This window comes from Aminobacter sp. NyZ550 (assembly GCF_025628925.2).
Classification (GTDB): domain Bacteria; phylum Pseudomonadota; class Alphaproteobacteria; order Rhizobiales; family Rhizobiaceae; genus Aminobacter; species Aminobacter ciceronei.
In genome coordinates, this window is sequence record NZ_CP114190.1 from 245,139 (window position 1) to 270,059 (window position 24,921).

Sequence of the window (24,921 nt, forward strand, 5' to 3'; positions counted from 1 at the left end):
TAAGGATTGTCAATCAAGCGCGGGAGAGGCCTGAATTCCGCGCCTTTCGCCCTAGCCGGCGGCACCTGCCAGCGCGCGTTTTTCACGCCTGCGCTGCACCGACGAGGCGATGTTCATGCCTTCCCGGTACTTGGCGACCGTACGGCGGGCGATGTCGACGCCACTTTTCCTGAGGATATCCACAATGGCATCGTCGGACAGCACGTCGGAGGCCTGCTCTTCCTCGATCATCTGGCGAATGCGGTCGCGCACCGCCTCCGACGAATGCGCGTCTCCACCTTCCGCCGAGGCGATCGAGGCGGTGAAGAAGTAGCGCAGCTCGAACACGCCACGCGTCGTCAGCATGTACTTGTTGGCTGTCACGCGGCTGACGGTCGATTCGTGCATGCCGATGGCATCGGCCACGGTGCGCAGGTTGAGCGGCCTGAGATGGCGCACGCCGTGGACCAGGAAGGCATCCTGCTGGCGCACGATCTCCGAGGCGACCTTGAGAATGGTCTTGGCGCGCTGGTCGAGGCTACGGGTCAGCCAATTGGCGTTCTGCAGGCACTCGCTGAGGAAGTTGCGCTCGGCCGGATCCTTGGTGCGGCCTGTGACCTGGGCGAAATACACCTGGTCGACCAGCACGCGTGGCAGGGTGTCGGGATTGAGCTCCACCGCCCAGCTGCCGTCGGCGGCCTGGCGCACCTCGACGTCGGGCACGATGGTATCGGCTGAGCCGCCGACAAAGGCTCCGCCGGGCCTGGGATCGAGCGCGCGGATCTCAGCCAGCATGGCGAGCAGATCCTCCTCGTCGACGCCGCAGATGCGCTTCAGGCTCTGGAAGTCACGTTTTGCGAGAAGGTCGAGATTGTCGATCAACGCTGCCATCGCCGGATCGAGCCGGTCGCGGCGGATGAGCTGGATGCGCAGGCATTCTGCCAGGTCGCAGGCAAACAGGCCGGCCGGATCGAAAGCCTGGCAATCGGCAAGGACCCTCAGCACGAAGGCCTCGTCGACACCGAAGCGCGCCGCGATCTCGTCGACTTCGCCGCGGAAATAGCCCGCTTCGTCGAGCCAGTCGCTCAATTCGGAGGCAACGAGCCGCTCTACCGGGTCGGTGAAGGCGAAGGATATCTGCTCACCGACATGGTCGCGCAAGGTGACGGCAGCCGCCGCCATGTCCTCCATGTCGAAGCCTTCGGAGCCGCCGCCCGAACCGGCGCCAGAGGTGGCCGACTTCCACTGCATGGCAAGATCGGGGCCCATGCGCTCGACGGCGCCTGGATCGTCGGGGAACAGGTTTTCGAGCGAGGTGTCGAGTTTTTCGGAGATCGCCTCGGAACTCCAGCCGGCCTCGCCTTCGAACCAGTCCTCGCCGGCCGCGCTGGCCTCGCCCTGGGTCTCGATCTTGGGGAACTGGTCGGCCGGCGCGTCGTCAGGCACTTCTGCCCGTTCGAGCAGCGGATTGCGCTCGATCTCGTCGTCGATGAAACGTTCAAGCTCGGTATGGGTGAACTGCAGCAGCCTGATCGACTGCATCAGCTGTGGCGTCATCACCAGCGATTGGGACTGCCGTAGCTGTAGTTTCGCCGACAGCGCCATTGCTCGAAGTGGTCCGATCCCGATCCTGCGCAGCCGAAAACCGGCGCGCTCGCCAGCCGCGATAAAACTGGCCCGGCTTTTGCATGTCAAGCAGATTGGGGATTCGCTATCGCGATTGCCGGCGCATTGCCCGGCAATGGTGAAGGAAGGCTGCGCATTTCGCCGGCACGTTGCGCGCCGGCAGCCAGCCTAGAGCGTAAAGCCCTCGCCGAGATAGAGACGGCGGACGTCGGGGTTGGCGACGACCTCGTCGGCGCGGCCATGGGTCAGCACCTCGCCGGCATGGATGATGTAGGCACGGTCGATCAGGCCCAGCGTCTCGCGGACGTTGTGGTCGGTGATCAGAACGCCGATGCCGCGCTTGGTCAGGTGTCGGACGAGTTGCTGGATGTCGGCGACGGCGATCGGGTCGATACCGGCGAAAGGCTCATCGAGCAGCATGTAGTTGGGCCGGCTCGCCAAGGCGCGCGCGATCTCGAGGCGGCGGCGCTCGCCGCCCGACAAGGCGATCGCCGGCGACTTCCGGAGATGGCTGATGTGGAACTCCTCGAGCAGCGCATCGAGCGACTTCTCGCGCTCCTTGCGGCTCTTCTCCACCACTTCGAGAATGGCGCGGATGTTGTTTTCGACCGACAGGCCACGAAAGATCGAGGCTTCCTGCGGCAGGTAGCCGATGCCGAGACGGGCACGGCGGTACATCGGCATGGCCGTGACGTCGAAGCCGTCGATCTCGATCGTGCCCTGGTCGACGGGAACGAGCCCCGTAACCATGTAGAAGCAGGTCGTCTTGCCGGCGCCGTTGGGGCCGAGCAGGCCGACGGCCTCGCCGGCGCGGACGCCGAGCGTCACGCCCGAGACCACCTGCCGGCCCTTGTAGGCCTTGGTCAGCCCCTTGGCGATCAGCGTGCCCTTGAACTTACCGCTCTTGGCACTGCCTGTTGTCGCGGGCGCGGCAAGTTTTTGCGCCGAGCCAGGCTTCAGACGCGACAACAGCGAGGATGCCTCAGTCATTTATTTCTTCTGCGACCCCGGTGTGATCGACATCATGACGCGACCATTGCCCTTGGTGCCCTTGTTGCAGCCGTCGACCTGGGCAAGCCCGGTCTTCATCTGCACGGTGAGCTTGCAGCCGACCAGCACGTTATCGCCTTCGGACAGCACGACTTCCTTGCCAGACATCACCAGCACCTCGGTCTTCATGTCGAAGGTGCCGCGGTCGCCGGTGGCCACCTGCTTGTCGGACTTCACATAGACCTTGTCGTCGACTTCAAGCCTGTCGATGTTGGCCGAGCCGGTGGCGGCCGAGCCGCCATCCTTGGCGTAATAGACGGTCATCTTGCCCGACTTCATGACAGTCGGGCCCTGGGTGACGCTGACATTGCCGGTGAAGATCGCGAGATTCTCCGATTCGCGGACCTCGAGCTTGTCGCTCTCGATCTGGATCGGCTGGTCGCCCGAGAGCTTGAGACCGGAAAGCCGGCTCTGGCTATCCTGCGCAAAAGCGCCGGCGGTGCACAGCATCACGCCCGCGCATGTTAACGCGGCCAATGACCGCCAAGACCTAATTTGCCGCACTCCCGCCTCCGCTGCCATTCTGCGCCGCCTTCATTCGCGCGGGATCGATGTCCACGCGTACCTTTTTCTCGAACACGACAACCTTGCCGTTTTCGAGCATGGACATCGAATCGGACGTGATCTTTGAACCGTCAAGGCTTATTTCAACCGGTTCGTCAGACTTCATCGCGCCACTGCCCATGTCGAGATACGCCGATTTGAGCTTGGCGACCATACCGTCGCTGGTCTTTACGATTACTTGCTCGGTCAGATTGAGCGTATTGCCCTCGCGGTCGTAGACCCCGCGCGCCGCATCGACCTGGGCGACGTTCTCGGCTGAGATCGGTAGCTTGGCATCGATGCCGAGCAATTCGACGACGCCCTGGTTGGCCGGATCCTGCACGGCACGGTCGGCGGTCATCGAATAAGGCAGGTTGTCGCGGGTGAAGCCGCTGAGTTGGGGCTTGGCCATCACCAGCTTGCCTTCGGAGAAGGCGGCACCTTCCGCCTTGACCTTCAGCGACGGCGGCGCGGCAAGGTAGGTGTAGCCACCGAACAGTGCCGCCAGCGCGAGCGCCGCCAACGGCAAAGCGCGCTTGAGGAAACGGACGCGGCGCGAATGACGCGCTGCGAGGTCGAAAGCATCGGCGCGCGAAGTCGCAAGCGCAATTGCGGTGTCAGCCGCGACGCCGCCTCCGCCGCCACTCGTCTCGATTGGTCGCGCCAACTGCAATGTCCTTCTTCAAACTGTCCAAGCCGCCCTTCAGGCCGGCACGGTGAAGCGGATGAAAGCCACGAAAATATGACCATAAGGTCAAAGAGTTGCGACCGAACGCACTGCTGCCCCGCGTCCGGCTGCCTGGATGCAAACCCCAATATGGCTATTTAGCTTACAAATCCCAACTCCCGCAACGTCAGCTGCGGCAGGAAAGCTGTGGCTCTCGCCAAAGCGTTGCTTTAAAAGCGCTAGCCTGCACAGCATGCGAGGCACGCCATGTCCATGAAAGCCGACGATCTGATCGACCGACGCCGCTTGCGACGCAAGCTGACCTTTTGGCGGGTCGTAGCGTTTCTCATCGCAGCCTTCGCCGTCGTCGGCATGTCGACATGGCTGGCCGGCGAGCGCATTCCGGGCGTGACCGCCAGCCATATCGCCAAGATCCGCATCGAAGGCACGATCACCGAGGACGAGGACCTGCTGCGCCGCCTCGACGAGGTCCGCAAGTCGGCCTCCGTCAAGGGCGTGATCCTGTCGATCGATTCGCCCGGCGGCACCACCGCCGGCGGCGAGGCGATCTACGACGCCGTGCGCAAGATCGCGGCAGAAAAGCCTGTCGTCGCCCAGGTCGGCACGCTTGCCGCATCCGCCGGCTACATGATCGCCTCGGCATCGGACCATATCGTGGCGCGCAAATCGTCCATCGTCGGCTCGATCGGCGTCCTTGTGCAGTTTCCCGACCTGACCGGGCTGATGGACAAGCTTGGCGTCAAGCTCGAGGAGATCAAGTCGTCGCCGCTGAAGGCGGAGCCCAATCCATTCAACCCGACGACCGACGAAGAGCGCGCCATGATGCGCAACATGATCCTCGACAGCTACGACTGGTTCGTCGGTATCGTCGCTGAACGCCGCTCGATGTCGAAGGCCGAGGCCACCGCCCTTGCCGACGGCTCGGTATGGACCGGACGCCAGGCACTCGCCAACAAGCTTATCGACGAGGTCGGCGGCGAGGACCAGGCGATCGCCTGGCTCGGCACCAAGGGCGTCGACGCCAAGCTCGAGGTCATCGAATGGAAGCCGGCCCGCACCGGCAGCTTCCTCCTGCCAAACTCGATTGCCCAGGCCCTTGGCCACGCACTCGGCATGGGCGACGTCTCGTCGGAATTGCTCAAGGAAATCGGCGCCGACCGCTTGTTCCTTGACGGTATGCTGTCGCTCTGGCAGGCTGAAAAAGCTGTCTCAGGCGGCTGAAAAACAAATAAAATCATCACCATCTCGACGGGGACCGAGCACATGATCAAGTCTGAACTGGTGCAAATCATTGCCACACGCAATCCGCATCTGTTCTTGCGGGATGTCGAGAACATCGTCAGCGCCATTTTCGACGAAATCACCGATGCCCTTGCCGACGGAAACCGCGTCGAGCTGCGCGGTTTCGGCGCTTTTTCGGTCAAGAACCGCCCTGCCCGCACCGGCCGCAACCCGCGCACCGGCGAATCCGTCGAGGTCGAGGAAAAGTGGGTGCCTTTCTTCAAGACCGGCAAGGAGCTGCGCGAGCGGCTGAACTCGGCCAAATAGACCGCCAGGCGGCTGCGGCGGCGGGACTTTAAACGGGAAAATACATGTTCAACCGCTTCATGCTCATCGTTGTCTTCGTGCCGGTGGCGATCGTGTTGATCGCGCTTGCCGTGGCCAATCGCGCACCGACTGCGTTCACGCTCGACCCATTCAATCCGGGCAATCCGGCTTTGACCATCCAGGCACCGTTGTTCGTGCTGCTGTTCGTTGCACTGGCGCTCGGGGTGATTCTCGGCGGTGCCGTGACCTGGTTCAAGCAGGGCCGCTTTCGCAAGATCGCTCGCCAGCGCGGCCTCGAGGCCGAAAGCCTTCGCCAGGCAGCCGCCCAGCGGCCGCCGGTTGCCCAGGGCCCGGCCCTGCCGCGCCCCAACTGATCCGCTTGGGCGCGACCACCTTTCAGGGAGAACTTCATGCTGCACTTTTCGGCCGATGACATCGACCGCGCCTTGACCTTTCCGGGATTGGTCGAGACTTTGCGCACGGCCTTTCGCGAGGGTGCGGTGCAGCCCGTGCGTCATCACCACACAGTGGAGCGTGCCAAGGGCACCGATTCGACCCTGCTGCTGATGCCGGCCTGGACTGACTTCAAGGCCGCGGGTGCAGGGGCCGACGGGCATATCGGCGTCAAGATCGTCACTGTCTCGCCCGACAACAACGACATCGCCAAGCCGGCGGTCGTCGGGCTCTATTTGCTGCTCGATGGGATCACCGGCGAGCCGCAGGCGCTGATGGACGGCCCGCGCCTGACCCAATGGCGCACCGCCTGCGCTTCGGCACTAGCCGCGTCCTACTTGGCGCGCGAGGACGCCTCGAAGCTGCTGGTCATCGGTGCCGGCGCCCAGTGCAGGTTCCTGGCACGGGCACATGCCGCCGTGCGGCCGATCAAAGAGATCCGCGTCTGGAACCGGACGCCGGCCAACGCCGAAACGCTTGCTGCCTCGCTGCGCGACGAGGGGTTTGAGGCGACTGCCGTCTCCGACCTCGATGCCGAACTCGGCTGGGCCGACATTATCACCGCCGGCACGATCTCGACCACGCCCCTGGTCAAGGGTGCCAGGCTCAAGCCCGGCGCCCATGTCGATCTCGTCGGCGGTTTCACGCCCGGCATGCGTGAGGCCGATGACGACGCGATCGCCAAGGCGCGAGTCTATGTCGACACCCGCGCCGGCGCCACAAAGGAAGCCGGCGACATCGTCCAGCCGATCGCAGCAGGCGTGCTAACGGCCGACGCCATCGTCGCCGACCTGCATGAACTCGCCCGCGACCAGAAGCCCGCCCGCCAGTCGGCGGACGAGATCACCCTGTTCAAGTCGGTCGGTGCCGCTCTGGAAGATCTTGCCGCCGGCATCGCCGTTTACGAGTCGCTCAAGCCGAAGGCCTGAGCTCCACTTCGTCCACCTCCATGGCTTCCGCAATCAGGCGGAAGTCGTGCGCGCTCAGCGGACAGAGACCGAAACGCAGCTGGTAACCCCAATTGGGCATGGCGGTGACGTCGAGTTGGCCGGCAAGCGCCGCTACGGGTACCTCCCGTGCCGCCGCCCAATCAATATCCTTGCGGGAAGGCGCGAAGCCGCCGCCCATGTCAAACCGATAGGCGTCGCCCGCCCGCACCCAACCAATTGCGGTGAAGGATTTCAGCCCGTCCTTACCGCCCATGACGTTCGCCGGCGAATAATAGACCACCCCGTCTCCGGCACCGATCCGCCGCAGTGGGCCTACCTTGCCATGGCAGACTTGCATGAAGCCGCTGGCCCTGCCGATACGCACATGATCGGCCGAGGCGACGGCCAGCCAATTGCCCGTGCCCATAGCTACACCGCCGCTTCGTCGAGGCAGTAGACACGCAAGCGATGATTGTCAGGGTCGAGCGCGACGAAGGTGCGGCCGAAATCCATGTCGGTTGGCGCCTGCAGGATGTTGAGTCCACGGCTCGCCCAGTCTGAATGGGTTGCGTCAACCGCCCCGGGCGATTCCACGGCAAGCACCAGTTCCGCTCCGCCACCCGCTGCGGACGCCGCCGGCTGAGCGGTGCGGCGCGACCACAAGCCGAGCTTGAAACCGTTGTCGAGCACGAACATGACAAAGGTCGGTGACGTCTCCACCGGCTGGCGGCCGAGCAGCTTGGCATAGAAGGCACCGCTGGCTTCCGGCTTGTCGACATAAAGAATAATGAAGTTGGGGCTGCGCATCGCTGTTCTCCTTGTTGGATGCGGAGAACCCTAGCCGGCACCACTGTCAGATTCTGGCAGTGGCGTTCAAAGCTTCCTTGTGGTGTCGAGCGTCGCCCGCCATTCCTTCAGCATGGCGGCGCGGCGGCGCGGATAGCGAGTGTCGATCGCAGCGAGTTCCGAAATGCGGTCGGCGCGAAAGTGGCGAAAATCCTGGCGCATCTCGCACCACGCCACCATGACGCGGACCTTGTCGAAGAACCCGAGCGCAAAGGGCCAGACGATGCGCCGCGAGCCGGTGCCCGAAGCGTCCTGATAGGTCATCTCTAGCTTGCGCTCGGCGCGGATCGCCTGGCGGATGATGCCGAGATCAGCGCCCTCGCGTGTCGCCTCGGCACTCGGGCCAACCAGAAGGGCCGTGGCGTCAAGCTCCTCGCGCAAATCGTCGGGCAGCACGGCAGCGATCTTGGCGAGCGCATCGGCGGCGGCCGCAGACAGCCTTGTGTCCGGCTGCTTCGCCACCCAGCGCGAGCCGAGCACGATCGCCTCGATCTCCTCGTCGGTGAACATCAGCGGCGGCAGCATGAAGCCGGGCTTCAGCACATACCCCAGCCCCGGTTCGCCCTCGATCGGCGCTCCTTGGCCCTGCAGGGTAGCGATGTCGCGGTAGAGCGTGCGGATCGACACGTCCAGCTCGCCGGCAAGCGTCAAGCCGCTCACCGGCCGGCGGTGGCGGCGCAGGATCTGGATGAGGTCGAGCAGGCGTTCGGAGCGCGACATGATTCTCGGGCGGGTTTGGCAGCACGATAGAGCGGAGACGGCGGCGCCGGAAGGCGGCTGCGAGACGCCCGCGACCGCCCGTCCGGTTGCGGTGTACCGTGGCCTGTGTCAAAAGCGGCCAACCATCCGGAGACGCCGTTCCTTGAAGCATCCGCGCGACAAACGCCGCGACAGCCGCCCGCAGCCGCCCCGCAAGGGCGGTGCCGCTCCCGCACAGACGCGCGACCGCACCGAGCGGCAGCCAGAGCGAAAGCCGGAGCAACGCGCAACCCTGCGCCAGGACCATCAGGCAGAACCAAAGCATCAGGCCGAGCCGAAATCGGAACCGCGCAAGCTTGCCCGCCGCGAAGGCGCACTGCCGGCCGAACGCCTGCCGCTGATCCTCGAGGTTGCGCCGAACGATGACTATGCGCTGCTCGACAGCGGCGACGGCCAGAAGCTCGAACAATACGGCCCCTACCGCATCGTTCGCCCAGAGGGACAGGCGATCTGGCAGCGCGCGCTGCCGGCGAAGGACTGGGACCGCGCCGACGCCGTCTTCACCGGCGACACTGACGAAGAAGGCATGGGCCGCTGGCGCTTTCCGAAGGCGCCGCTCGGCGAAACATGGCCGATGCGTCATGCCGGCTTGTCCTACCAGGGCCGTTTCACCTCGTTCCGCCATGTCGGCGTCTTTCCCGAACAGGCGACGCACTGGGACCACATGGCCCGGTTGATCGACGACGCCAAACGCCCGGTCAAGGTGCTCAATTTGTTCGGCTACACCGGCCTTGCCTCGCTGGTCGCGGCGCGTGCCGGCGCCGAAGTGACCCATGTCGACGCCTCGAAGAAGGCCATCGGCTGGGCCCGCGAGAACCAGGAAATGGCAGGCCTTTCCAGCAAGCCGATCCGCTGGATCTGCGAGGATGCGATGAAGTTCGTTGAGCGCGAGGAGCGTCGCGGCAGCCGCTACGACATCATCCTGTTCGATCCGCCGGCCTATGGCCGCGGTCCCAAGGGTGAGGTGTGGCAGCTGTTCGAGAGCCTGCCGGCGATGACCGACATCTGCCGCTCGATCCTGACGCCGAAGCCGCTGGCGGTGGTGCTTACCGCCTATTCGATCCGCGCCTCGTTCTTCGCCATCCATGCCCTGATGCGCGATACCTTCGCCGGCATGGGCGGCACCATCGAATCGGGCGAACTCGTCATCCGCGAGAAGTCGGCAGGACGGGCGCTTTCGACATCGCTGTTCTCACGCTGGGTGGCCAAATGAGCGAACACCGCACCGGAGCCCCTGGCCGCGTCAAGGAAGTGACCAGCCTGGCCAACCCGCTGGTCAAGGACATCAAGGCGCTCTCGCTGAAGAAATTCCGCGACCAGCAGAACGCCTTTTTGGCTGAAGGCCTGAAGCTGGTGATCGACGCGCTCGACCTCGGATGGACGATCAAGACTTTGATCTTCGCCAAGTCGGCGCTCGGCAATCAGGCAGTCGAAAAGATCGCCGCGCGCACCGTGGCTCTGGGCGGCGACGTGCTCGAAGTCTCGGAAAAAGTGCTGACGGCGATCACCCGCCGCGACAATCCGCAAGCGGTTGTCGGCGTGTTCAGCCAGCGTTTCGTGCCGCTCAAGGACATCAGGCCGAAAGGCAACGACGTCTGGGTGGCGCTCGACCGGGTGCGCGATCCCGGCAATCTCGGCACCGTCATCCGCACCGTCGATGCGGTTGGCGCCAAGGGCGTCATCCTGGTCGGCGACACCACCGACCCTTTCTCACTCGAAACCGTGCGGGCGACGATGGGCTCGATTTTCGCCGTGCCTGTTGCCAAGACGCATCCGGATGCCTTCCTCGAATGGCGCAAGAACTTCCCCGGCACCGTCGCCGGCACGCATCTCAAGGGCGCCGTAGACTACCGGTCCGTCGATTTTGGCAACCGCCCGGTCCTGTTGATGATGGGCAACGAGCAGCAGGGCCTGCCCGACAATCTCGCCGATGCCTGCGACAAGCTTCTGCGCATCCCGCAGGCGGGCCGCGCCGATTCGCTCAATCTGGCTGTCGCTACCGGCGTCATGCTGTTCGAAATCCGGCGCGGCGCGCTGAAGCTTTAGTGCATGACCCCAAAAATCAGTTTCGATTTTTGGAAAGGATCATGCACGAAATAAAACTGTTACGGCGTCACATGCGTGCCCAGAAGGGTACGCGGCGCTGAAGGAGGCCGCTGTTGAAGCCAGTCGCAGTCTACGGGATCGTCGCAGCTCTTGCCGTGGCACTCGACCAATGGATCAAGGTGCTCGTCGAGGCCAATCTCGTCATGCACGACAAGGTCGACCTGCTGCCGTTCCTGGCGCTCTATCGCACCTACAACACCGGCATCGCGTTCTCGATGTTCTCCAATGTCGGCGACACCGGCCTGATCGTGCTGACGACTGTCGTCGTCGCCTTCGTCACCTTCCTCGCCATCAAGACCACGCCGGCGCAGGTGATCTCGCGCTTCGGCTTTGCGCTGATCGTCGGCGGCGCGCTGGGAAACCTCATCGACCGCACCGTCTACGGCCACGTCATCGACTACATATTGTTCCACACGCCGGTGTGGTCTTTTGCCATCTTCAACCTGGCGGATGTGTTCATTTCGGTGGGCGCAGCGCTGGTGGTGCTGGATGAATTCATCGCCTGGCGGCGCAGCCGCAGCGAACCCAAGGCGGCCGACAAATAGGTCGATCAAGTCACAATACAATATGTGACAGATCCGTGAGGTCATCCGCAGCTTACCCACAGACTTGACTAAGCGGTTAAGATTTTTTTCACTAAGGTCGCAATCGGGTCCAAGGTCTGCCACAATCGCTCATCATGGTGCGTTTGGTGGACGGGCCGAAAGGTACCGACTGAACTGTCTGGCGGCTACGCGGCGTAGATTTGCGGGTCAAAACGACAGGTGGGGGAGCTCGCTATTCCGAGCACTTGGGGCCTGAGTGGAGAGTTGCTAGTGAAAATGCCCTTCGGGTTGGGCGCAGCCAATCAGCCGCGCTCCGCGATGATGTTTATGAAAGCCGAGCCGGCTTCCTGGCGCGAGAACGCGCCGAACCGCGGCTTGGTTTGCGGTGTATTGGCAATGACCGCCCTGATGAGTGTAACCGCCGTCTCCGCCCTCTTCATCGTGCCTCATATGGGCCAGAACTCGGCCGACACCGTGCAGGAAGCCAGGCAGGTCGAGACCGAGCCATCCAAGGAAAAGATCACCACCATCATCGCCGAGCCAACCGGCCGCAAGAGCCGCGTCGCTTCCGCTGCCAGCTCGATCATCGTTTCGGATGCTGCCGCCGAGGAAGCCTCCGACATGCCATTGGCCGCCGACCCGCGATGGGCGCAGGTGGTCAAGGCGGGCGCAACCCAACCGCTCGAAGCCATGCCGGCCATTCCCGGCGCCGAAAAGGTTATCGCCAAGGACCCGACCGAGACGGCGGCACTCGCGCTGACCGACACCAACGCCAAGACCGATCCGGCCGAAACCGCAGCAGTCAAGGCGATCGACGCCGAGGCGAAGCCTGCCGAGGCCCGCGAGGGCGGCAAGGCTGCCGTCATCAAGCGCTCGGTCAACATGCGCGCCAAACCGCAAAAAGGCGGCGCGGTGCTCGGCGTCATTCCGGCCAAGACCTCAGTCGAACTGGTTTCCTGCACCCAATGGTGCGAAATCGTTTTCAACGGCAAGCGCGGCTACGTTTACAAGAGCTACGTCCAGTAATCGCAGTATTTCCCGGCCGTCCTATTGCTAAAAAGCACGACCGCTAAAATTCGATCTATCTGCCAAAATCTTCCCTAAGCTCTCGGTGCTAGGCTTCCGCCATGATGACGGAATCTGGCACGACGGGAGAAAAGACGACGCAAGGCGCGGCCATCGCCGACACCGATGCCCAGTCGCACCGCCGTATCATCACGCCGCCACCGCTTGCCCCCGCTTTGCCGAAGGAGCCGCCGCGCGGCCTCTATTTCGCGATCATCGTCGCGGTGCTGGTGCTGTCGGGCCTCGCGCATCTGACCGGCGCGCCTGTTTTCATCAGCGCCAGCCTGTTTGCCATCGGCCTCGCCGGCATGGTGCTGTTGTCGCGCAGCCTGGGCGAGCGCGCGCGAGCCGCGGAAGAGATCACCGAGAACGCTTCGCGCAACCGGGCCGAGATCGAGACCCTTGCCGACCGGATGTGGGAGCTGCAGGAAAGCGAAGAGCGCTTCCGCGGCCTCATCGACGCGCTTGGCGATCTTGTCGTCCATCGCGACCGCGACGGTCGCATCGTCTATGCCAACAAGGTGTTCGCCGGACTCATCGGCCAGGACCCGCGCGATCTCGCCGGCCGCACGCTTGCCGAACTCGGCGTCGATGTCGGCGTGGTGCCGGACGCCGCCTTCTCAGACGGCGAATGCCTGAGCTCTACCGATGTCGGCATCCGCTCCAACGGCGTCGTGCGCTGGTTCTCGTGGATCGAGCTTTCGGTGCGCGACAAGGCCAGCAACGCAGTGTCGCACCGGGCCATCGCCCGCGACATCACCGCCCGCAAGCGCGCCGAAGCCGCCCTTATCGGCGCCCGCGAGCGCGCCGAATATGCCAGCCAGGCGAAGTCGCGCTTCCTGGCAACCGTAAGCCACGAGATCCGCACGCCGATGAACGGTATCATGGGCATGGCCAAGCTTCTGCACGACACCGAACTGTCGCCCGAGCAGCGCACCTATGTCGGCGCCGTCTCGACCTCGGCCAGCGCGCTTCTGGCGCTGATCGAGGACCTGCTCGACTACTCCAAGATCGAGGCGGGCCGCTTCGATCCCGAGCCCCAGCCGATGTCGCCGCGCGAGATCGCCGACAGTGTCGTCGAGCTTTTGGCGTCGCGCGCATTCGCCAAGGGCATCGGGCTCGGCTGCCATGTCGCGTCCAACGTGCCGCAGATGATCTCGGCCGATCCTGGCCGCGTCCGCCAGGTGCTGCTCAACCTGATCGGTAACGCCATCAAGTTCACCGACGCCGGGGGCGTCCGGCTCAGCGTCAAGCGGACCGGCGACGACCATCCCGGCAAGATCCGCTTCACAGTGAGCGATACCGGCCCCGGCCTGCGTCCCGAGGACGTCGAGCGCATCTTCGAGGAGTTCGAGCAGGCCGACGGCACCTCAACACGCTCGCATGGCGGCGCCGGGCTCGGGCTCGCCATCTCCAGACGGCTGGTCACCGCCATGGGCGGCACGATCACCGTCACCAGCCAACCCGGCGAAGGCTCGCAATTCGCCTTCGAACTGCCGGCTTTTGGCGCAACCGATACGCCCCAGACCAATGCCGATGCGCTGGCCGGCCGATGTGCCGTCATCCTGTCAAGAAACACCACCGAGGCAGAAGCACTGGCCGAAACCATTCGCGCGCATGGCGGCCGCGCCGACATTGCGGTGACGCCCGAACAGGCCGCCGCATTCGCCGAAGGCTGCAACGCGCTGCTGGTCGACGCCGCGCTCGAGGACAATGACGGCCGTCTGCTCAAGCAATTGCGCGAAACCGGCTTCTCCGCCAGCGAGGCGATCACGTTGATCGCGCCGACCGACCGCGGACTGCTCGGCGAACTGCGCGCCAGCGGCTATGCCACCTTCCTGGCCCGGCCGGTTCGCGGCGAGACGCTGCTGCGGATACTTCTGGCGAATCAGGGCGTGGTGCCGGGCAAGCCGCAGCTTGCCAGCCGTCGCGCTGCGGCCAAGCCCGCGAATCATTCGCAGCTTCGCGGCCTGTCGGTGCTGATCGCCGAGGACAACGACATCAATGCCATGCTCGCCCGCGCCGTGCTGGTGAAAGCAGGCCATCGCGTCGACGTCGTCAACAATGGCAAGGCCGCCGTCGAAGCGGTGACGGGCGCCAGCCGCAAGCGGCGCTACGATGTCGTGCTGATGGACATGCATATGCCCGTGATGGACGGATTGGACGCCATTTCGGCCATTCGCAGGCATGAGGAGCAGCATGGCCTGGCTGCCGTGCCGATCATGGTGCTGTCCGCCGACAGCCAGGAAAAAACCCGCCACGCGGTGCTCGCCCATGGCGCCAGCGGCTTCGTCACCAAGCCGCTCGACCCCGATGTCCTGATCAATCTCGTCGAGCAGCGGGCCGCTGCGTGAACTAAATCACGGTGATTTTCCTAGCCGGCTACTCGACGTTGCTTGCCCGCCCAGACTTGCCGCGACAGGTTGATCACGATACTGTCACAATCCTGTAGCACCGACACCGTATCCCCGCGCCAGGAGGGATGGCTCGAAGGAGAATCACCCGTGCATACAGCCTTGCCGGACAGTGACACTCAGAAAGCCAACGGCGCCAAGGTGACAGTGCCTTCCAAACCTTTACTGCCAGGGACGCCGCTCGGACGGATCGGGACGCTTGAGGTTCGCCTCGCCCGGGACGAGGCGGAAATCGCCGCCGCCCAGGAAGTGCGCTACCGCGTGTTCTTCGACGAACTCGGTGCCAGGAAGCAGGCGCTGCACTCGATCGAGCGGCGCGACGCCGACCGGTTCGACGATATTTGCGATCACCTGCTGGTCTTCGATACCTCGATCAATGGCCCCGAGCATCGCCGAATCGTCGGCACCTATCGCCTGCTGCGCCAAGAGCGCGCAACGGCGGCCGGCGGCTTCTACTCCGACGACGAGTTCGAGCTGAACAAGCTCATCGCCCGCCATCCCGGCCAGCGCTTCCTCGAACTCGGCCGTTCCTGCGTGCTGCCCGAATACCGCTCCAAGCGCACCATCGAGGCGCTGTGGCAAGGCATCTGGGCCTATCTGAACCGCTATGACATCGACGTCATGACCGGTTGCGCATCGTTCCACGGCACTGTGCCCGCAGCGCATGCCGAGGCGCTGACCTATCTCGCCCATCACTGCCGCACCAGCGCAGACTGGGACGTGCGGGCAGTTGCCGGACGCTATTGCGCCATGGACCTGATGCCGATCGAAGCAGTCAACGCCAAGTCGGCGATCGCTGCGATGCCGCCGCTGATCAAGGGTTATCTGCGCGTTGGCGCCAAGATCGGCGACGGCTGCGTCATCGACCACGACTTCGGCACGACCGACGTCTTCATCGTCATGCCGGTCAAGGAAATCGGCGCCCGCTACATCAACTATTACGGCGGCGAAACCCAGCGCTTCGCCGCCTAGTGCCATGACCGACGACCTCCGGCCTGCCTTCGACAAGCTGCTAGCTGCGGCCGAAGGACTGGCTGAGGTGGTCGAAGGCACCTCCTACGGCACGCCGTCGCTTCACGTCCGCAAGAAATTCCTCTGCCGCGTCAAGGATGCCGACACGGTGGCGGTGGTGTGCGCGCTCGAGGAAAAGGAGATGCTGATGGAGGCCGATCCGCATCTCTATTTCGAGACCGCCCACTACAAGGGCTGGCCGGTGTTCCTGGTGCGCATCCACGACATTCCAGCCGATCAGCTGAGGACAAGGCTCGAACACGCCTGGTTGAGGCAGGCACCGAAGAGCCTGCTCAAGGCGCGGCAAGCAGCCGGCTGACGAACAGGGACGAGGCGCAGATGGCAGGCGCTGGTGAGCACGGACGGACGGACACGGGATCGCGCCTCATCAAGGCTACGCCCGACATCATCTACCGGGCGCTGATCGAGCCGCAAGCCGTGGCGAGCTGGCGTCCGCCACAGGGCATGCGCGGCGAAGTCCTGGCCTTCGACGCGCGCGAGGGCGGCACCTTTCGTATGGCCTTCATCTATGAAGACGAGCATGGGCACGGCAAGACCACCGACAATGCCGATGTCTTCGAGGGCCGTTTTGCCAAACTGATTCCTGGCCGCCGCGTCATCGAGCTCGTCGAATTCGAATCGGACGACCCGTCCTTTGCCGGGACCATGCGGATCGTGACGACACTGGAACCGGTCGAAGGCGGCACACGGGTCACCGTCAGCTGCGAAAACGTGCCCCCGGGCATCAGCGAGGACGACCATCGCGAGGGCATCGCCTCGTCGCTTGAAAACCTCGCGGCCTTCGTCGAAGCCCGCTAAGGGTGCCAGTCGCGCGAGGCATCTGATCAGCCGCAGGTATCGGAAGCGAGATCGTTGACCCGCTGCTCCCTGACGGCGTCGGCGATGTTGGCCATCAGCGCCAGGCAGACCAGCATGCAGGTCCCGGCGACCAGCAGCCGCAACGGTTTTCTGAAATGCCTGCCGTTGAGGACCGCGCCCGCGCCATAGATCGCCAATCCGAGAGTGCCGAAGAGCAGCACCGGGCCAGGGCCGTCGCAGTCGATGCCGGCGCCGCCCCAAGCAGTATACTCGTTCGCTGGCATCAGCCCGAACAAGGCGATGGGCAGTGCGACGACAAGGCCCACATAGCCAAGGATAGCTATGAGGCGGTGCGGCTGGTTCTGCCCGGTCATGCCAGCGGCGCCCCGGCGAAGGCGGTCATTGAGGCGTGGGCGGCGCATGCATGGCGTCCGCCGCAGGGGGCCGGCGCAACGCGTCGGCGGTTGCCAGCTCGTCGACGGCGGCAACGCCGCTCGCGTCGATCTGCGCCTCGCCTTGGGTGATCAGACGGGCGCCGCGCTGGTTGCGGGCGTGAATCCACAACCAGTTGATGGCGACGCTCAGCCGCGCCCGCGAGCCGATGAGGAAGTAGATATGGGCGATGCCCCACAACCACCACGCCAGCGCCCCTTTCAGCTTGATCCATCCGAAATCGATGACCGCGCGTCGCTTGCCGATCTGCGCCAGGCTACCCTGGTGGCGGTAGCGGAACGGCCGCGGCCCGGCGTCGCCGCGCAGCCGAGCCTTGATGCTGGAGGCGACGTGCTGGCCCTGCTGCTTGGCGGCGGGAGCGATGCCGGGCGCCGGCCTCCCGTCCGGCCCGTTCACCGTCACCGTGTCGCCGACGGCGAAGATCTCGGCGTGGCCGGGCACCGTCAGGTCGGGCATGACCTGGAGACGGCCGGCCCTGTCGGCCGGGGCACCGAGCCATTCGGCGGCGGGCGATGCGCGAACACCGGCGGCCCAGATGATGGTCTTCGTCGCCAGCCTGGTGTCGCCATAGGTGACGCTGTCGGCGTTGCAGTCGGAGACGGCGCGACCGAGTTCGACCTCGATGCCGAGCTTGCGCAGCGAGCGCAACGCATATTCGGAAAGGTCGTCGGGGAACCCGCCAAGGACGCGCGGACCGGCCTCGATCAGCACCACCCGCGCCTTGCCGGTGTCGATGTTGCGGAAATCGCGCGGCAGCGTGTCCCGCGCCAGTTCGGCGATCGTTCCGGCCATTTCCACCCCGGTGGGGCCGGCACCGACGATGACGAAGGTCAGCAGTGCCGCCTGCTTTTCCGTATCTGTCTCCCGTTCGGCGCGTTCGAACGCTACCAGGATGCGGCGGCGGATGGTCGTTGCGTCCTCGAGCGTCTTCAGGCCGAGCGCAAAGGGCTCCCACTCGTCGTGACCGAAATATGCGTGCCGCGCCCCGGTCGCCAGCACCAGGCTGTCATAGGGTACCGTCTCGCCACCTTCGAGCAGAACGTGGCGCCGTTCGGCATCAACGCCGGTGACGCTGGCCAGGATTGTTGTCACGTCCGGCCTGTTCCAGACCAGCGAACGGATCGGCCAGGCGATCTCTGAGGTGGCCAGCGAAGCCGTCGCTACCTGGTAGAGCAGAGGCTGGAACAGGTGATGGTTGCGCCGGTCGATGAAGGTGACGCTGACTGCTGCGCCTGCCAGCCCCTTGACGACCTCAAGCCCGCCGAAGCCGGCGCCCACGACCACCACGCGATGCTGCATCTGACCTGTCCTCTGCTTCGTCGGCACATAGTAGAACCGGCGCCGCGGACAGGTATAGAGCCAGCTTTCTCAGGGAATATCTTCGGGGCGGCGGCCGGGACGGCTGCGATAGGCAGGAAAGGTCCAGCCGAACCTCAGCGCACCGCCACGCACCATGAAGGCCGCGACGAAGGCAACGACGGTCGACAACTCAGTCGGCAATTCCGCCAGTTCGGCAAGCGTGTAGATGGCGGCGCCCGTCATCGCCGCGGAAACATAGATCTCGGGCTTCAGCAGCACCGACGGCTCGCCTGCAAGCAGATCACGCAGGATGCCGCCGAAAGTGGCTGTCAGCATGCCCATGATGATGGCGACGGTCGGCGACCCCGTGGCCTCCAGCCCCTTGGCCGCGCCGATGGCGGCATAGGCGGCCATGCCGAGCGCATCGAGCCAGAGCAGCAGCTTGTAGCGGGATTCGACAAGATGGGCGGTGAAGAAGACCAGCACCGCGACCGAAGCACAGACCAGCACATAGGCCGGATTGATCACCCAGAAAACCGGCAGGCCGAGGATGACGTCGCGAACGGTGCCGCCGCCGATGCCGGTAAAGCTCGCCAGGAACAGGAAGCCGATGACGTCGAGCTCCTTGCGCGAGGCGGCAAGCGCACCTGTGGCGGCAAACACCGCCACGCCGGCATAGTCGAGGTAGAGCAGAGGGTTCATGGAAGGAGCGAATAGGGAGTGGTGAATCGCGCGTAGGGAAAGAACATTGCAGCCCCCCTGTCTTTGGGGTCACTGTAGCGATGAATTCCCTGTTCGCTACTCCCTATTCGCTATTCGCTTTTCAGGCGTCTTTCTCGGCCTGCTCGTTGACCGGGCCAGGTTCGGCCGGGGCATCGGCGACATGCTTGGGGCCGCCCTTGGCAACGCCGACCATGGCCGGGCGCAGCACGCGGTCGCCGATGGTGTAGCCGGACTGGGCGACATGCACGACCGTGTTGGCGGCGACGTCGGGGTTCGGCACTTCGAACATCGCCTGGTGAAAGTTCGGATCGAACTTCTCACCCAGAGGGTCGAGCTTGCGCACGCCGTGACGCTCCAGCGCCGACAGCATCGACCGCTCGGTCACCTCGACGCCCTCGATCAGGCTGGCCAGTCCAGCACCGCCAGCTGTCTTGGCATCGTCCGTGACGGCCTCGATCGCCCGGCGCAGGTTGTCCGAGACCGACAGCATGTCGCGGGCGAAATTCGCGACCGAATAGGCGCGGGCATCCTGCACGTCGCGCGCGGTACGGCGGCGCAGGTTTTCCATCTCGGCCGCGGCGCGCAGGGCGCGGTCCTTCAGCTCCTCGTTTTCCTTGAGCAGCCTTACGAGGGCTTCATAATCACCTTCGACGCTGCCTTCGATCTTGTCGGCCTGGGCCTCGGCAGTCGCGGCTTCGTCGAGCACGCGTTCGTCTTTTGCCTGATCGCTCATCGCCATTTCCCGTTGTTTGGACACGTTCTAAGTTGCGCCCGATATCGAGGTTTGGGTGCCAAAAATCAAGGGGCAAGGGCCGCCGGGACCGGATGCCGCGCCTTTCGGCGCCTCATCGCCGGTGCGGCCGGCACCAGCCATTCAATGTTAATTCAAGTTTTACCATCCGGGCCGACCATGTCTGCGGCGGGCAAGCAATGTGGGAACCATTTGCATCTGGCGGGAGTTTTGCCAGCGAAAACAGGTCTCGATCATGTCCAGCGCACGCATCAGCAAGACAGCAGCCAAGGTGGCGACGAACATCAGGCGAGAGCTGGCCTCCGAAAGCAATCTGCGCGTGCTGGAAGCGCTGCCGGCGTTCCGGGCCGACGAACATCTGCCCAAGAAACTGCGCCGCCTGCTCGACAGGCTGGATGCCGCCGAGCACGACAAGCCGCTTCGCAAGATGCTCCGCAGAAGCTAGCGCGCTGCGCGCTTCAGTCCAGGGTTCCAGCCATTTTCCCGTCGCTCTGCGGCGCTCAGGTCGCGCTGCGGCGCCAGGAATACTTCGCGCCTTCCCCAGGCGTTGCCGCCGGCTTGGCGGTCGGCTGGTAGTAGAGCGGCAAGCCGCCGACCTGGCCGGCCTCGAGCCGTTTCAACAGCACTGGGTGCGACACCTCGAATTCGTTGAAGCCGACGCGCAACATGTGGGGCAACTGATCGATCAGCACCTGGCCGGTGGCGCGCACCACACCTTCGAAGTCGTGGCGGCTGCGCAGCAATTCGGCCTTGGAGAAGGACCGGCCGTCGTTGAAGGCCGGAAAGGCAAGCGCCACCAGCGACAAGTGGGCGAGATGGTCGATGATCTCCTCGAGCTGGTCGCCGGGCTGCAGCAACACGCCGAGACGTTCCTTTGCGGCTTCGCGCTGTTCGGCCGAAAGCTCGAGAAAGGCCTGAAGCGGCAGGATCACCCGGCTGTTGCCGGAAAGCGCGCTCGCATCCTCGGCATGGGTCCAGCCATCGTCCCTGAAGCCTTCTGGTGTCCAGAGGCGCGGCGCCGGTGTCGCTTCGGTCATGAAAAAGAACTCCTAAAGTGATGCGTCGGTCAGCGACTGTTCGAGACCCGAAAGATGGATGCCGCACTCGGTCTTGGCCTGTCCGGCCCAGCGTCCACTGCGCGCGTCCTCGCCCGGTTTGACGATCTGCGTGCAGGGAAAGCAGCCGATCGAAAGGTAACCATAGGCGACCAGCGGGTTCTCGCGCAACGCGTGCTTGCGCATGTAGTCGGCGAGGTCGGAGGTGGTCCAGCGCGCCAGCGGATTGATGCGGAAGCGGGGGCCGACCTGCTCGAACACCGGCAGGGCCGCGCGTGTGGCGGCCTGGAAACGCTTGCGGCCGGTGAACCAGGCCCGGAACGGCTCGACGCCACGCGCCATCGGCTCGACCTTGCGCACGTCGCAGCAGGCGTCGGTGCTCGTCTGGTGCAGATTGCCGGTCGGATCGATGCGGGCAAGTGCTGCCTCGTCGGGCGTGACGATGCGAATGTCGGTCAGGCCAAAATCGGCGGCCAGTGCATCGCGATAGTCGAGCGTCTCGCCGAAGTGCTTGCCGGTGTCGAGAAAGATCACCGGCAGCTTGCGGTCGACCTCTGAAATCATGTGCAGCAGCACGGCTGAATCCGCCCCGAAGGACGAGACGGCCGCAATCTCGCCGACAAAGCGCTCGGTGGCAGTGCGCGCGATGACTTCGACGGGTGACAGATGCCCGTAGAGCGCGTCGAGCGCCACAGCCTCGGCCAGAACCTGAGCTTCGGTCCCGGCGTCAGGCTGCCTTGGCTTCGCTAGCATAAAGCGCCTCCTTGAACGGCGCTGGGCCGACACGGCGATAGGCGTCGAGGAACTTTTCCGAACGGTCGAGGCGGATGCCGAGATAGGTCTCGACGATCGTCTCGATGGCGTCGGTGATCTCTTCCGGGCCGAAGCCGCGGCCGATGATCTCGCCGACCGAGGTGTGCTCGTCGGCCGAGCCGCCGAGCGTCACCTGGTAGAGTTCCGCGCCCTTCTTCTCGACGCCGAGGATACCGATATGGCCGACGTGGTGGTGGCCGCAGGCATTGATGCAGCCGGAGATCTTGAGCTTCAGCTCGCCGATGTCGCGCTGGCGTTCCAGCGAGGCAAAACGCCTGGAGATTTCCTGAGCCACCGGGATCGATCGGGCGTTGGCCAGGGCGCAATAGTCGAGGCCCGGGCAAGCGATGATGTCGCTGATCAGGTTGGAGTTCGACGTCGCGAGCTCGATCGCCACCAGCGCGTCATAGACCGCCTTGAGGTCGGCGCGAGCGACGTGCGGCAGGATCAGGTTCTGCTCGTGGCTGACGCGGATCTCGTCGAAGCCGTATTTCTCGGCGATGTCGGCGACAGCCTCCATCTGGCTGTCGGTGGCGTCGCCCGGCACTTCGCCGATGCCCTTGAGCGAGATCGTCACCGCGGCGTAGTCGGGATTGCGGTGGGTGAAGACGTTCTGGTCGACCCAGTCGCCAAAACTCCTGGAATCGAGCCGAGCCAGCTTGACGGCCTCGTCGCCTCCCGGCCGAGCCGTCAGCGCCGGCGGCGCAAAATAGGACTGGATCGCGGCGACATCGGCCTCGGGCAGCCTGAGTTCGCCGTCCTTCAGTGCCTGCCACTCATGCTCGACCTGGCGAACGATCTCGTCGACGCCGGTCTCATGGACCAGGATCTTGATGCGCGCCTTGTACTTGTTGTCGCGGCGACCGTGCAAATTGTACACGCGCAGGATCGCGGTGGTGTAGGACAACAGGTGCTCTTCCGGCAAGAAGTCGCGGATCTTCTTGGCGACCATCGGCGTGCGGCCCTGGCCACCGCCGATATAGACGGCAAAACCAAGCTCGCCCTTGTCGTTCTTCTTCAGATGCAGGCCGATGTCGTGGGTCTGGATGGCGGCGCGGTCGCGCTCGGCACCCGTCACCGCGATCTTGAACTTGCGCGGCAGATACGAGAACTCCGGATGCACCGACGACCACTGCCGCAGGATCTCGGCATAGGGACGCGGGTCGGCAGCCTCGTCGGCGGCAGCACCAGCGAAGTGATCGGCCGTGACATTGCGGATGCAATTGCCCGAGGTCTGGATGGCGTGCATCTCGACCGAAGCGAGGTCGGCGAGGATCGCAGGAATATCCGACAGTGCGGGCCAGTTGAACTGGATGTTCTGGCGCGTGGTGAAGTGACCGTAGCCCTTGTCGTATTTGCGGGCGATGTGGCCGAGCATGCGCATCTGCTTTGAACTCAGCGTGCCGTAAGGCACGGCGATGCGCAGCATGTAGGCGTGCAGCTGGAGATAGACGCCGTTCATCAGGCGCAGCGGCCGGAACTGATCCTCGGTGATCTCGCCGGCAAGGCGACGCTCGACCTGGTCGCTGAAATCGGCGACGCGGGCCTTCACGAAATCATGGTCGAACTCGTCGTAACGGTACATGGTCGTCTTCCGGTCTGTGTTCAGGCGGCGCCGGCGGCGGGCCGGGCTTGCTTGCCAAGGTCGAGGCGATTGCTGGGACCAGCGGCGCGGATGACCTCGCGCAGCCTGAGCGGCTGGATCGCACCGTTGACGACGCTGACGTCGATGAGGTTGACGTCAACGACTTCGTTGTTGTCGTAGGCGGCCTTGCCGATCGCCTCCAGGCGAGCTTCGCCGGCCTTGTCGCCGACGGTCTCGGCGACATCGATTGTCTCTGCCCAGGTACCGTCGGCCGCGAACCACACAGCCTCGCCGTCGGTCAGCCTGTTGGCGGTAAGGATTTTCATGCCCTGCTTCCTTCGAGCGCCGCGCGGGCGGCCTGTTCGTGCCTGTGTGCCGCGAGCGGCTCGGAAAGTTCAAAGTTGGCGCCGGCGACCGCATCGCCGATGATCGTCATGACCGGGCCGTCGAGATCGCTGCGCGTTTCGAGCGACGGCAGGTCGGCGAGCGTGCCGTGAAAGCGGCGGCGGTTCTTCAGGCTGGCGTTCTCGACGACGGCCACCGCCGTATCGGGCGACAGCCCGGCGTCGATCAGGCGGCCGGCGACGTCGGCGGCGACCGAGCGGCCCATATAGACGGCGACCGTCGCGCCTGAGATGGCGAGTTTGGCCCAGTCGGGCAGCGAACCGCCCTTGAGGTCGTGGCCTGTCGTGAACACCATCGAGGAGGTGACGCCGCGCAGCGTCAGCGGCAACTCGAAGTCGGCGGCGGCGGCGAAGGCCGAGGTAACGCCCGGCACGACCTCGTAAGACACGCCGGCATCGCGCATCGCCTGCATTTCCTCGCCGGCGCGGCCGAACACCAGCGGGTCGCCCGACTTGAGGCGGACGACGCGCTTGCCGGCCTGCGCCAGCTCGACCAGCAGGTCATTGATCTCGGATTGGGTCTTGGAGTGGCAGCCCTTGCGCTTGCCGACCGGCAGGCGCTCGGCATCGCGACGGCCCATCGAGATCACCGCCTCGGGAACCAGCGCGTCATGGACAATGACGTCGGCTTCCATCAAAAGGCGATGGGCGCGTAGCGTCAGAAGATCCTCGGCGCCAGGACCGGCGCCGACGAGCGCAACGTGACCCTTGATCGCGCCTTTCTGCAGCAAAAGCTCGGTCGCCGCGTCATGCGCCTCGGCAAGCTGGCCGTTGTCGAGCGCACGCGCCGGCGCGCCTTCGAAGAATTCGCGCCAGAAGCCGCGGCGGACATTGCCCCTGGGCAGCAGGCGCTCGACGGCGTCGCGGAAGCCGGCGCCAAGCGTCGCCAGTGCGCCGAGCTGCGGCGACAGCATGCGGTCGACGCGGGCGCGGATCATCTGGGCCAGGACAGGCCCTGCCCCTTCGGTGCCGATAGCAACGGCGACCGGCGCACGATTGACCAGAGCGGGGGTAAAGAAATCGCAGAGCTCGGGACGGTCGACGGCGTTGACCGGAATGCCCAGTTCACGCGCATCGACAGAGATGCGACGGTCGAGCGCCTCGTCGCCGGTCGCAGCGAACACCATCACGGCGCGCTCGATCAGCGAGGCGTCATAGGGCGCATGGATGCGGGTCGCGCCGTTGGCGGCGATCCAGTCGCGCAGATGCGGCTCGACATGGTCGGCGATGATGCGGATTTCGGCGCTCGACTGGGTAAGCAAACGGGCCTTAGCCAGCGCCTCGTCGCCACCGCCGACGATGACCACGGCTTCGCCTTCGACCTTGAGGAAGATCGGGAATGCGTTGAGCTTGGCGGCAGCTGGGGTCATGACGCAGGGTTCCGGAATGTCTGCCATTTTTAGCCGCCCTTGCTGCGCTGCAGAAGAAATGCACTCGCGCGCGCCGAGAAGGGAGGC

29 protein-coding genes are annotated in these 24,921 nt (G+C 64.8%); 13 read left to right on the forward strand and 16 right to left on the reverse strand.

The window, feature by feature from the left end; all coding sequences use genetic code 11:
- Positions 1-51: 51 nt before the first annotated feature.
- The 4 genes from rpoN to lptC all read right to left on the reverse strand — a co-directional run bounded on the left by rpoN (position 52) and on the right by lptC (position 3,865).
- On the reverse strand, positions 52-1,584 hold the full coding sequence (gene rpoN / locus N7E70_RS01225) for an RNA polymerase factor sigma-54 (RefSeq protein ID WP_263005337.1): 1,533 nt from the start codon (positions 1,582-1,584) through the stop codon (positions 52-54).
- A 189-nt stretch (positions 1,585-1,773) separates the two neighbouring features.
- Positions 1,774-2,595, reverse strand: coding sequence for an LPS export ABC transporter ATP-binding protein (gene lptB / locus N7E70_RS01230; protein ID WP_067954865.1), 822 nt, complete (start codon positions 2,593-2,595; stop codon positions 1,774-1,776).
- Complete coding sequence (locus N7E70_RS01235) at positions 2,596-3,105, reverse strand: LptA/OstA family protein (protein ID WP_172582912.1); 510 nt, start codon at positions 3,103-3,105, stop codon at positions 2,596-2,598.
- A gap of 40 nt (positions 3,106-3,145) precedes the next feature.
- Positions 3,146-3,865 (reverse strand): LPS export ABC transporter periplasmic protein LptC, encoded by a 720-nt coding sequence (gene lptC, locus N7E70_RS01240; protein WP_067954867.1) that lies wholly within the window; start codon positions 3,863-3,865, stop codon positions 3,146-3,148.
- A 267-nt stretch (positions 3,866-4,132) separates the two neighbouring features.
- On the opposite strand from lptC, the gene sppA reads away from it, so the two are divergent.
- Genes sppA through N7E70_RS01260 form a run of 4 tightly spaced genes read left to right on the forward strand, consistent with a single transcriptional unit; the run spans position 4,133 to position 6,816 of the window.
- On the forward strand, positions 4,133-5,107 hold the full coding sequence (gene sppA, locus N7E70_RS01245) for a signal peptide peptidase SppA (RefSeq protein WP_263005338.1): 975 nt from the start codon (positions 4,133-4,135) through the stop codon (positions 5,105-5,107).
- A gap of 42 nt (positions 5,108-5,149) precedes the next feature.
- Complete coding sequence (locus N7E70_RS01250) at positions 5,150-5,434, forward strand: integration host factor subunit beta (RefSeq protein ID WP_055981346.1); 285 nt, start codon at positions 5,150-5,152, stop codon at positions 5,432-5,434.
- A 44-nt stretch (positions 5,435-5,478) separates the two neighbouring features.
- Complete coding sequence (locus tag N7E70_RS01255) at positions 5,479-5,808, forward strand: LapA family protein (protein ID WP_067954871.1); 330 nt, start codon at positions 5,479-5,481, stop codon at positions 5,806-5,808.
- 36 nt (positions 5,809-5,844) lie between these two features.
- Entirely contained in the window at positions 5,845-6,816 is a 972-nt protein-coding gene (locus tag N7E70_RS01260) for an ornithine cyclodeaminase family protein (RefSeq protein ID WP_067954874.1), read from the forward strand.
- Here N7E70_RS01260 and N7E70_RS01265 read toward each other — a convergent pair.
- The 3 genes from N7E70_RS01265 to N7E70_RS01275 all read right to left on the reverse strand — a co-directional run bounded on the left by N7E70_RS01265 (position 6,800) and on the right by N7E70_RS01275 (position 8,382).
- Positions 6,800-7,243 carry an EVE domain-containing protein gene (locus N7E70_RS01265; RefSeq protein ID WP_263005339.1) on the reverse strand — a complete coding sequence of 148 codons (444 nt, stop codon included), beginning with the start codon at positions 7,241-7,243 and terminating at the stop codon, positions 6,800-6,802. The genes N7E70_RS01260 and N7E70_RS01265 overlap by 17 nt on opposite strands.
- A 2-nt stretch (positions 7,244-7,245) precedes the next feature.
- Positions 7,246-7,623, reverse strand: coding sequence for a VOC family protein (locus N7E70_RS01270; RefSeq protein WP_263005340.1), 378 nt, complete (start codon positions 7,621-7,623; stop codon positions 7,246-7,248).
- Positions 7,624-7,689: 66 nt separating this feature from the next.
- Entirely contained in the window at positions 7,690-8,382 is a 693-nt protein-coding gene (locus N7E70_RS01275; RefSeq protein WP_154384564.1) for a helix-turn-helix transcriptional regulator, read from the reverse strand.
- Positions 8,383-8,524: 142 nt separating this feature from the next.
- On the opposite strand from N7E70_RS01275, the gene N7E70_RS01280 reads away from it, so the two are divergent.
- From N7E70_RS01280 to N7E70_RS01315, 8 genes are all read left to right on the forward strand, one after another.
- A complete protein-coding gene (locus N7E70_RS01280; RefSeq protein ID WP_263005341.1) occupies positions 8,525-9,634 on the forward strand; it encodes a class I SAM-dependent rRNA methyltransferase in 1,110 nt (369 codons plus the stop codon).
- On the forward strand, positions 9,631-10,467 hold the full coding sequence (locus N7E70_RS01285) for a TrmH family RNA methyltransferase (protein ID WP_067954883.1): 837 nt from the start codon (positions 9,631-9,633) through the stop codon (positions 10,465-10,467). The genes N7E70_RS01280 and N7E70_RS01285 overlap by 4 nt, the downstream gene beginning before the upstream one ends.
- Before the next feature lie 113 nt (positions 10,468-10,580).
- On the forward strand, positions 10,581-11,072 hold the full coding sequence (gene lspA / locus N7E70_RS01290; protein WP_067954885.1) for a signal peptidase II: 492 nt from the start codon (positions 10,581-10,583) through the stop codon (positions 11,070-11,072).
- 396 nt (positions 11,073-11,468) lie between these two features.
- Positions 11,469-12,098, forward strand: a complete 630-nt coding sequence (locus N7E70_RS01295) for an SH3 domain-containing protein (protein WP_169808288.1) — start codon at positions 11,469-11,471, stop codon at positions 12,096-12,098.
- 101 nt (positions 12,099-12,199) lie between these two features.
- The gene (locus N7E70_RS01300; RefSeq protein WP_263005342.1) at positions 12,200-14,491 is read left to right on the forward strand and encodes a PAS domain-containing hybrid sensor histidine kinase/response regulator; all 2,292 of its coding nucleotides are present in this window, start codon (positions 12,200-12,202) and stop codon (positions 14,489-14,491) included.
- A gap of 201 nt (positions 14,492-14,692) precedes the next feature.
- On the forward strand, positions 14,693-15,523 hold the full coding sequence (locus N7E70_RS01305; RefSeq protein WP_246787043.1) for a GNAT family N-acetyltransferase: 831 nt from the start codon (positions 14,693-14,695) through the stop codon (positions 15,521-15,523).
- 4 nt (positions 15,524-15,527) lie between these two features.
- Positions 15,528-15,881, forward strand: a complete 354-nt coding sequence (locus tag N7E70_RS01310; RefSeq protein ID WP_263005343.1) for an MmcQ/YjbR family DNA-binding protein — start codon at positions 15,528-15,530, stop codon at positions 15,879-15,881.
- Between the two features lie 20 nt (positions 15,882-15,901).
- Entirely contained in the window at positions 15,902-16,381 is a 480-nt protein-coding gene (locus N7E70_RS01315; protein ID WP_263005344.1) for an SRPBCC family protein, read from the forward strand.
- A gap of 26 nt (positions 16,382-16,407) precedes the next feature.
- Here N7E70_RS01315 and N7E70_RS01320 read toward each other — a convergent pair whose 3' ends face one another.
- The 4 genes from N7E70_RS01320 to grpE all read right to left on the reverse strand — a co-directional run bounded on the left by N7E70_RS01320 (position 16,408) and on the right by grpE (position 19,589).
- Positions 16,408-16,755 carry a hypothetical protein gene (locus N7E70_RS01320; protein ID WP_263005345.1) on the reverse strand — a complete coding sequence of 116 codons (348 nt, stop codon included), beginning with the start codon at positions 16,753-16,755 and terminating at the stop codon, positions 16,408-16,410.
- A gap of 25 nt (positions 16,756-16,780) precedes the next feature.
- The gene (locus N7E70_RS01325; RefSeq protein WP_083948264.1) at positions 16,781-18,133 is read right to left on the reverse strand and encodes an NAD(P)/FAD-dependent oxidoreductase; all 1,353 of its coding nucleotides are present in this window, start codon (positions 18,131-18,133) and stop codon (positions 16,781-16,783) included.
- A 69-nt stretch (positions 18,134-18,202) separates the two neighbouring features.
- Positions 18,203-18,835, reverse strand: a complete 633-nt coding sequence (locus N7E70_RS01330; RefSeq protein WP_192319107.1) for a trimeric intracellular cation channel family protein — start codon at positions 18,833-18,835, stop codon at positions 18,203-18,205.
- Positions 18,836-18,956: 121 nt separating this feature from the next.
- On the reverse strand, positions 18,957-19,589 hold the full coding sequence (gene grpE, locus N7E70_RS01335; protein ID WP_067965778.1) for a nucleotide exchange factor GrpE: 633 nt from the start codon (positions 19,587-19,589) through the stop codon (positions 18,957-18,959).
- A gap of 253 nt (positions 19,590-19,842) precedes the next feature.
- On the opposite strand from grpE, the gene N7E70_RS01340 reads away from it, so the two are divergent.
- Positions 19,843-20,052: a hypothetical protein gene (locus N7E70_RS01340; RefSeq protein ID WP_067954900.1), complete on the forward strand. Its 210-nt coding sequence runs from the start codon at positions 19,843-19,845 to the stop codon at positions 20,050-20,052.
- A 55-nt stretch (positions 20,053-20,107) separates the two neighbouring features.
- On the opposite strand, the gene N7E70_RS01345 is transcribed toward N7E70_RS01340, so the two are convergent.
- The 5 genes from N7E70_RS01345 to cysG are packed head-to-tail and all read right to left on the reverse strand — an operon-like array spanning position 20,108 to position 24,834.
- On the reverse strand, positions 20,108-20,644 hold the full coding sequence (locus tag N7E70_RS01345; protein ID WP_067954902.1) for a DUF934 domain-containing protein: 537 nt from the start codon (positions 20,642-20,644) through the stop codon (positions 20,108-20,110).
- A gap of 12 nt (positions 20,645-20,656) precedes the next feature.
- Entirely contained in the window at positions 20,657-21,415 is a 759-nt protein-coding gene (locus tag N7E70_RS01350) for a phosphoadenylyl-sulfate reductase (protein WP_067954904.1), read from the reverse strand.
- On the reverse strand, positions 21,390-23,060 hold the full coding sequence (locus N7E70_RS01355) for a nitrite/sulfite reductase (RefSeq protein ID WP_067954905.1): 1,671 nt from the start codon (positions 23,058-23,060) through the stop codon (positions 21,390-21,392). The genes N7E70_RS01350 and N7E70_RS01355 overlap by 26 nt, the downstream gene beginning before the upstream one ends.
- 20 nt (positions 23,061-23,080) lie before the next feature.
- Positions 23,081-23,386 carry a DUF2849 domain-containing protein gene (locus N7E70_RS01360; protein WP_067954908.1) on the reverse strand — a complete coding sequence of 102 codons (306 nt, stop codon included), beginning with the start codon at positions 23,384-23,386 and terminating at the stop codon, positions 23,081-23,083.
- Positions 23,383-24,834 carry a siroheme synthase CysG gene (cysG, locus tag N7E70_RS01365; protein WP_067965779.1) on the reverse strand — a complete coding sequence of 484 codons (1,452 nt, stop codon included), beginning with the start codon at positions 24,832-24,834 and terminating at the stop codon, positions 23,383-23,385. Before cysG ends, N7E70_RS01360 begins: the two co-directional genes overlap by 4 nt.
- Between the last annotated feature and the right edge of the window lie 87 nt (positions 24,835-24,921).

Excerpts from the sequence above, each read along its gene's own strand:
- N7E70_RS01275 (WP_154384564.1), bottom strand. The coding sequence starts at position 8,382 with ATGTCGCGCTCCGAACGCCTGCTCGACCTCATCCAGATCCTGCGCCGC.
- sppA (WP_263005338.1), top strand. The coding sequence starts at position 4,133 with ATGTCCATGAAAGCCGACGATCTGATCGACCGACGCCGCTTGCGACGC.
- N7E70_RS01270 (WP_263005340.1), bottom strand. The coding sequence starts at position 7,623 with ATGCGCAGCCCCAACTTCATTATTCTTTATGTCGACAAGCCGGAAGCC.
- N7E70_RS01360 (WP_067954908.1), bottom strand. The coding sequence starts at position 23,386 with ATGAAAATCCTTACCGCCAACAGGCTGACCGACGGCGAGGCTGTGTGG.
- rpoN (WP_263005337.1), bottom strand. The coding sequence starts at position 1,584 with ATGGCGCTGTCGGCGAAACTACAGCTACGGCAGTCCCAATCGCTGGTG.
- N7E70_RS01350 (WP_067954904.1), bottom strand. The coding sequence starts at position 21,415 with ATGCTAGCGAAGCCAAGGCAGCCTGACGCCGGGACCGAAGCTCAGGTT.
- cysG (WP_067965779.1), bottom strand. The coding sequence starts at position 24,834 with ATGACCCCAGCTGCCGCCAAGCTCAACGCATTCCCGATCTTCCTCAAG.
- N7E70_RS01255 (WP_067954871.1), top strand. The coding sequence starts at position 5,479 with ATGTTCAACCGCTTCATGCTCATCGTTGTCTTCGTGCCGGTGGCGATC.
- N7E70_RS01300 (WP_263005342.1), top strand. The coding sequence starts at position 12,200 with ATGATGACGGAATCTGGCACGACGGGAGAAAAGACGACGCAAGGCGCG.
- N7E70_RS01355 (WP_067954905.1), bottom strand. The coding sequence starts at position 23,060 with ATGTACCGTTACGACGAGTTCGACCATGATTTCGTGAAGGCCCGCGTC.
- N7E70_RS01345 (WP_067954902.1), bottom strand. The coding sequence starts at position 20,644 with ATGACCGAAGCGACACCGGCGCCGCGCCTCTGGACACCAGAAGGCTTC.
- N7E70_RS01265 (WP_263005339.1), bottom strand. The coding sequence starts at position 7,243 with ATGGGCACGGGCAATTGGCTGGCCGTCGCCTCGGCCGATCATGTGCGT.
- N7E70_RS01330 (WP_192319107.1), bottom strand. The coding sequence starts at position 18,835 with ATGAACCCTCTGCTCTACCTCGACTATGCCGGCGTGGCGGTGTTTGCC.
- N7E70_RS01315 (WP_263005344.1), top strand. The coding sequence starts at position 15,902 with ATGGCAGGCGCTGGTGAGCACGGACGGACGGACACGGGATCGCGCCTC.
- N7E70_RS01285 (WP_067954883.1), top strand. The coding sequence starts at position 9,631 with ATGAGCGAACACCGCACCGGAGCCCCTGGCCGCGTCAAGGAAGTGACC.
- N7E70_RS01295 (WP_169808288.1), top strand. The coding sequence starts at position 11,469 with ATGACCGCCCTGATGAGTGTAACCGCCGTCTCCGCCCTCTTCATCGTG.
- N7E70_RS01250 (WP_055981346.1), top strand. The coding sequence starts at position 5,150 with ATGATCAAGTCTGAACTGGTGCAAATCATTGCCACACGCAATCCGCAT.
- N7E70_RS01235 (WP_172582912.1), bottom strand. The coding sequence starts at position 3,105 with ATGCTGTGCACCGCCGGCGCTTTTGCGCAGGATAGCCAGAGCCGGCTT.
- N7E70_RS01310 (WP_263005343.1), top strand. The coding sequence starts at position 15,528 with ATGACCGACGACCTCCGGCCTGCCTTCGACAAGCTGCTAGCTGCGGCC.
- N7E70_RS01340 (WP_067954900.1), top strand. The coding sequence starts at position 19,843 with ATGTCCAGCGCACGCATCAGCAAGACAGCAGCCAAGGTGGCGACGAAC.
- N7E70_RS01320 (WP_263005345.1), bottom strand. The coding sequence starts at position 16,755 with ATGACCGGGCAGAACCAGCCGCACCGCCTCATAGCTATCCTTGGCTAT.
- N7E70_RS01325 (WP_083948264.1), bottom strand. The coding sequence starts at position 18,133 with ATGCAGCATCGCGTGGTGGTCGTGGGCGCCGGCTTCGGCGGGCTTGAG.
- N7E70_RS01260 (WP_067954874.1), top strand. The coding sequence starts at position 5,845 with ATGCTGCACTTTTCGGCCGATGACATCGACCGCGCCTTGACCTTTCCG.
- grpE (WP_067965778.1), bottom strand. The coding sequence starts at position 19,589 with ATGAGCGATCAGGCAAAAGACGAACGCGTGCTCGACGAAGCCGCGACT.
- lptB (WP_067954865.1), bottom strand. The coding sequence starts at position 2,595 with ATGACTGAGGCATCCTCGCTGTTGTCGCGTCTGAAGCCTGGCTCGGCG.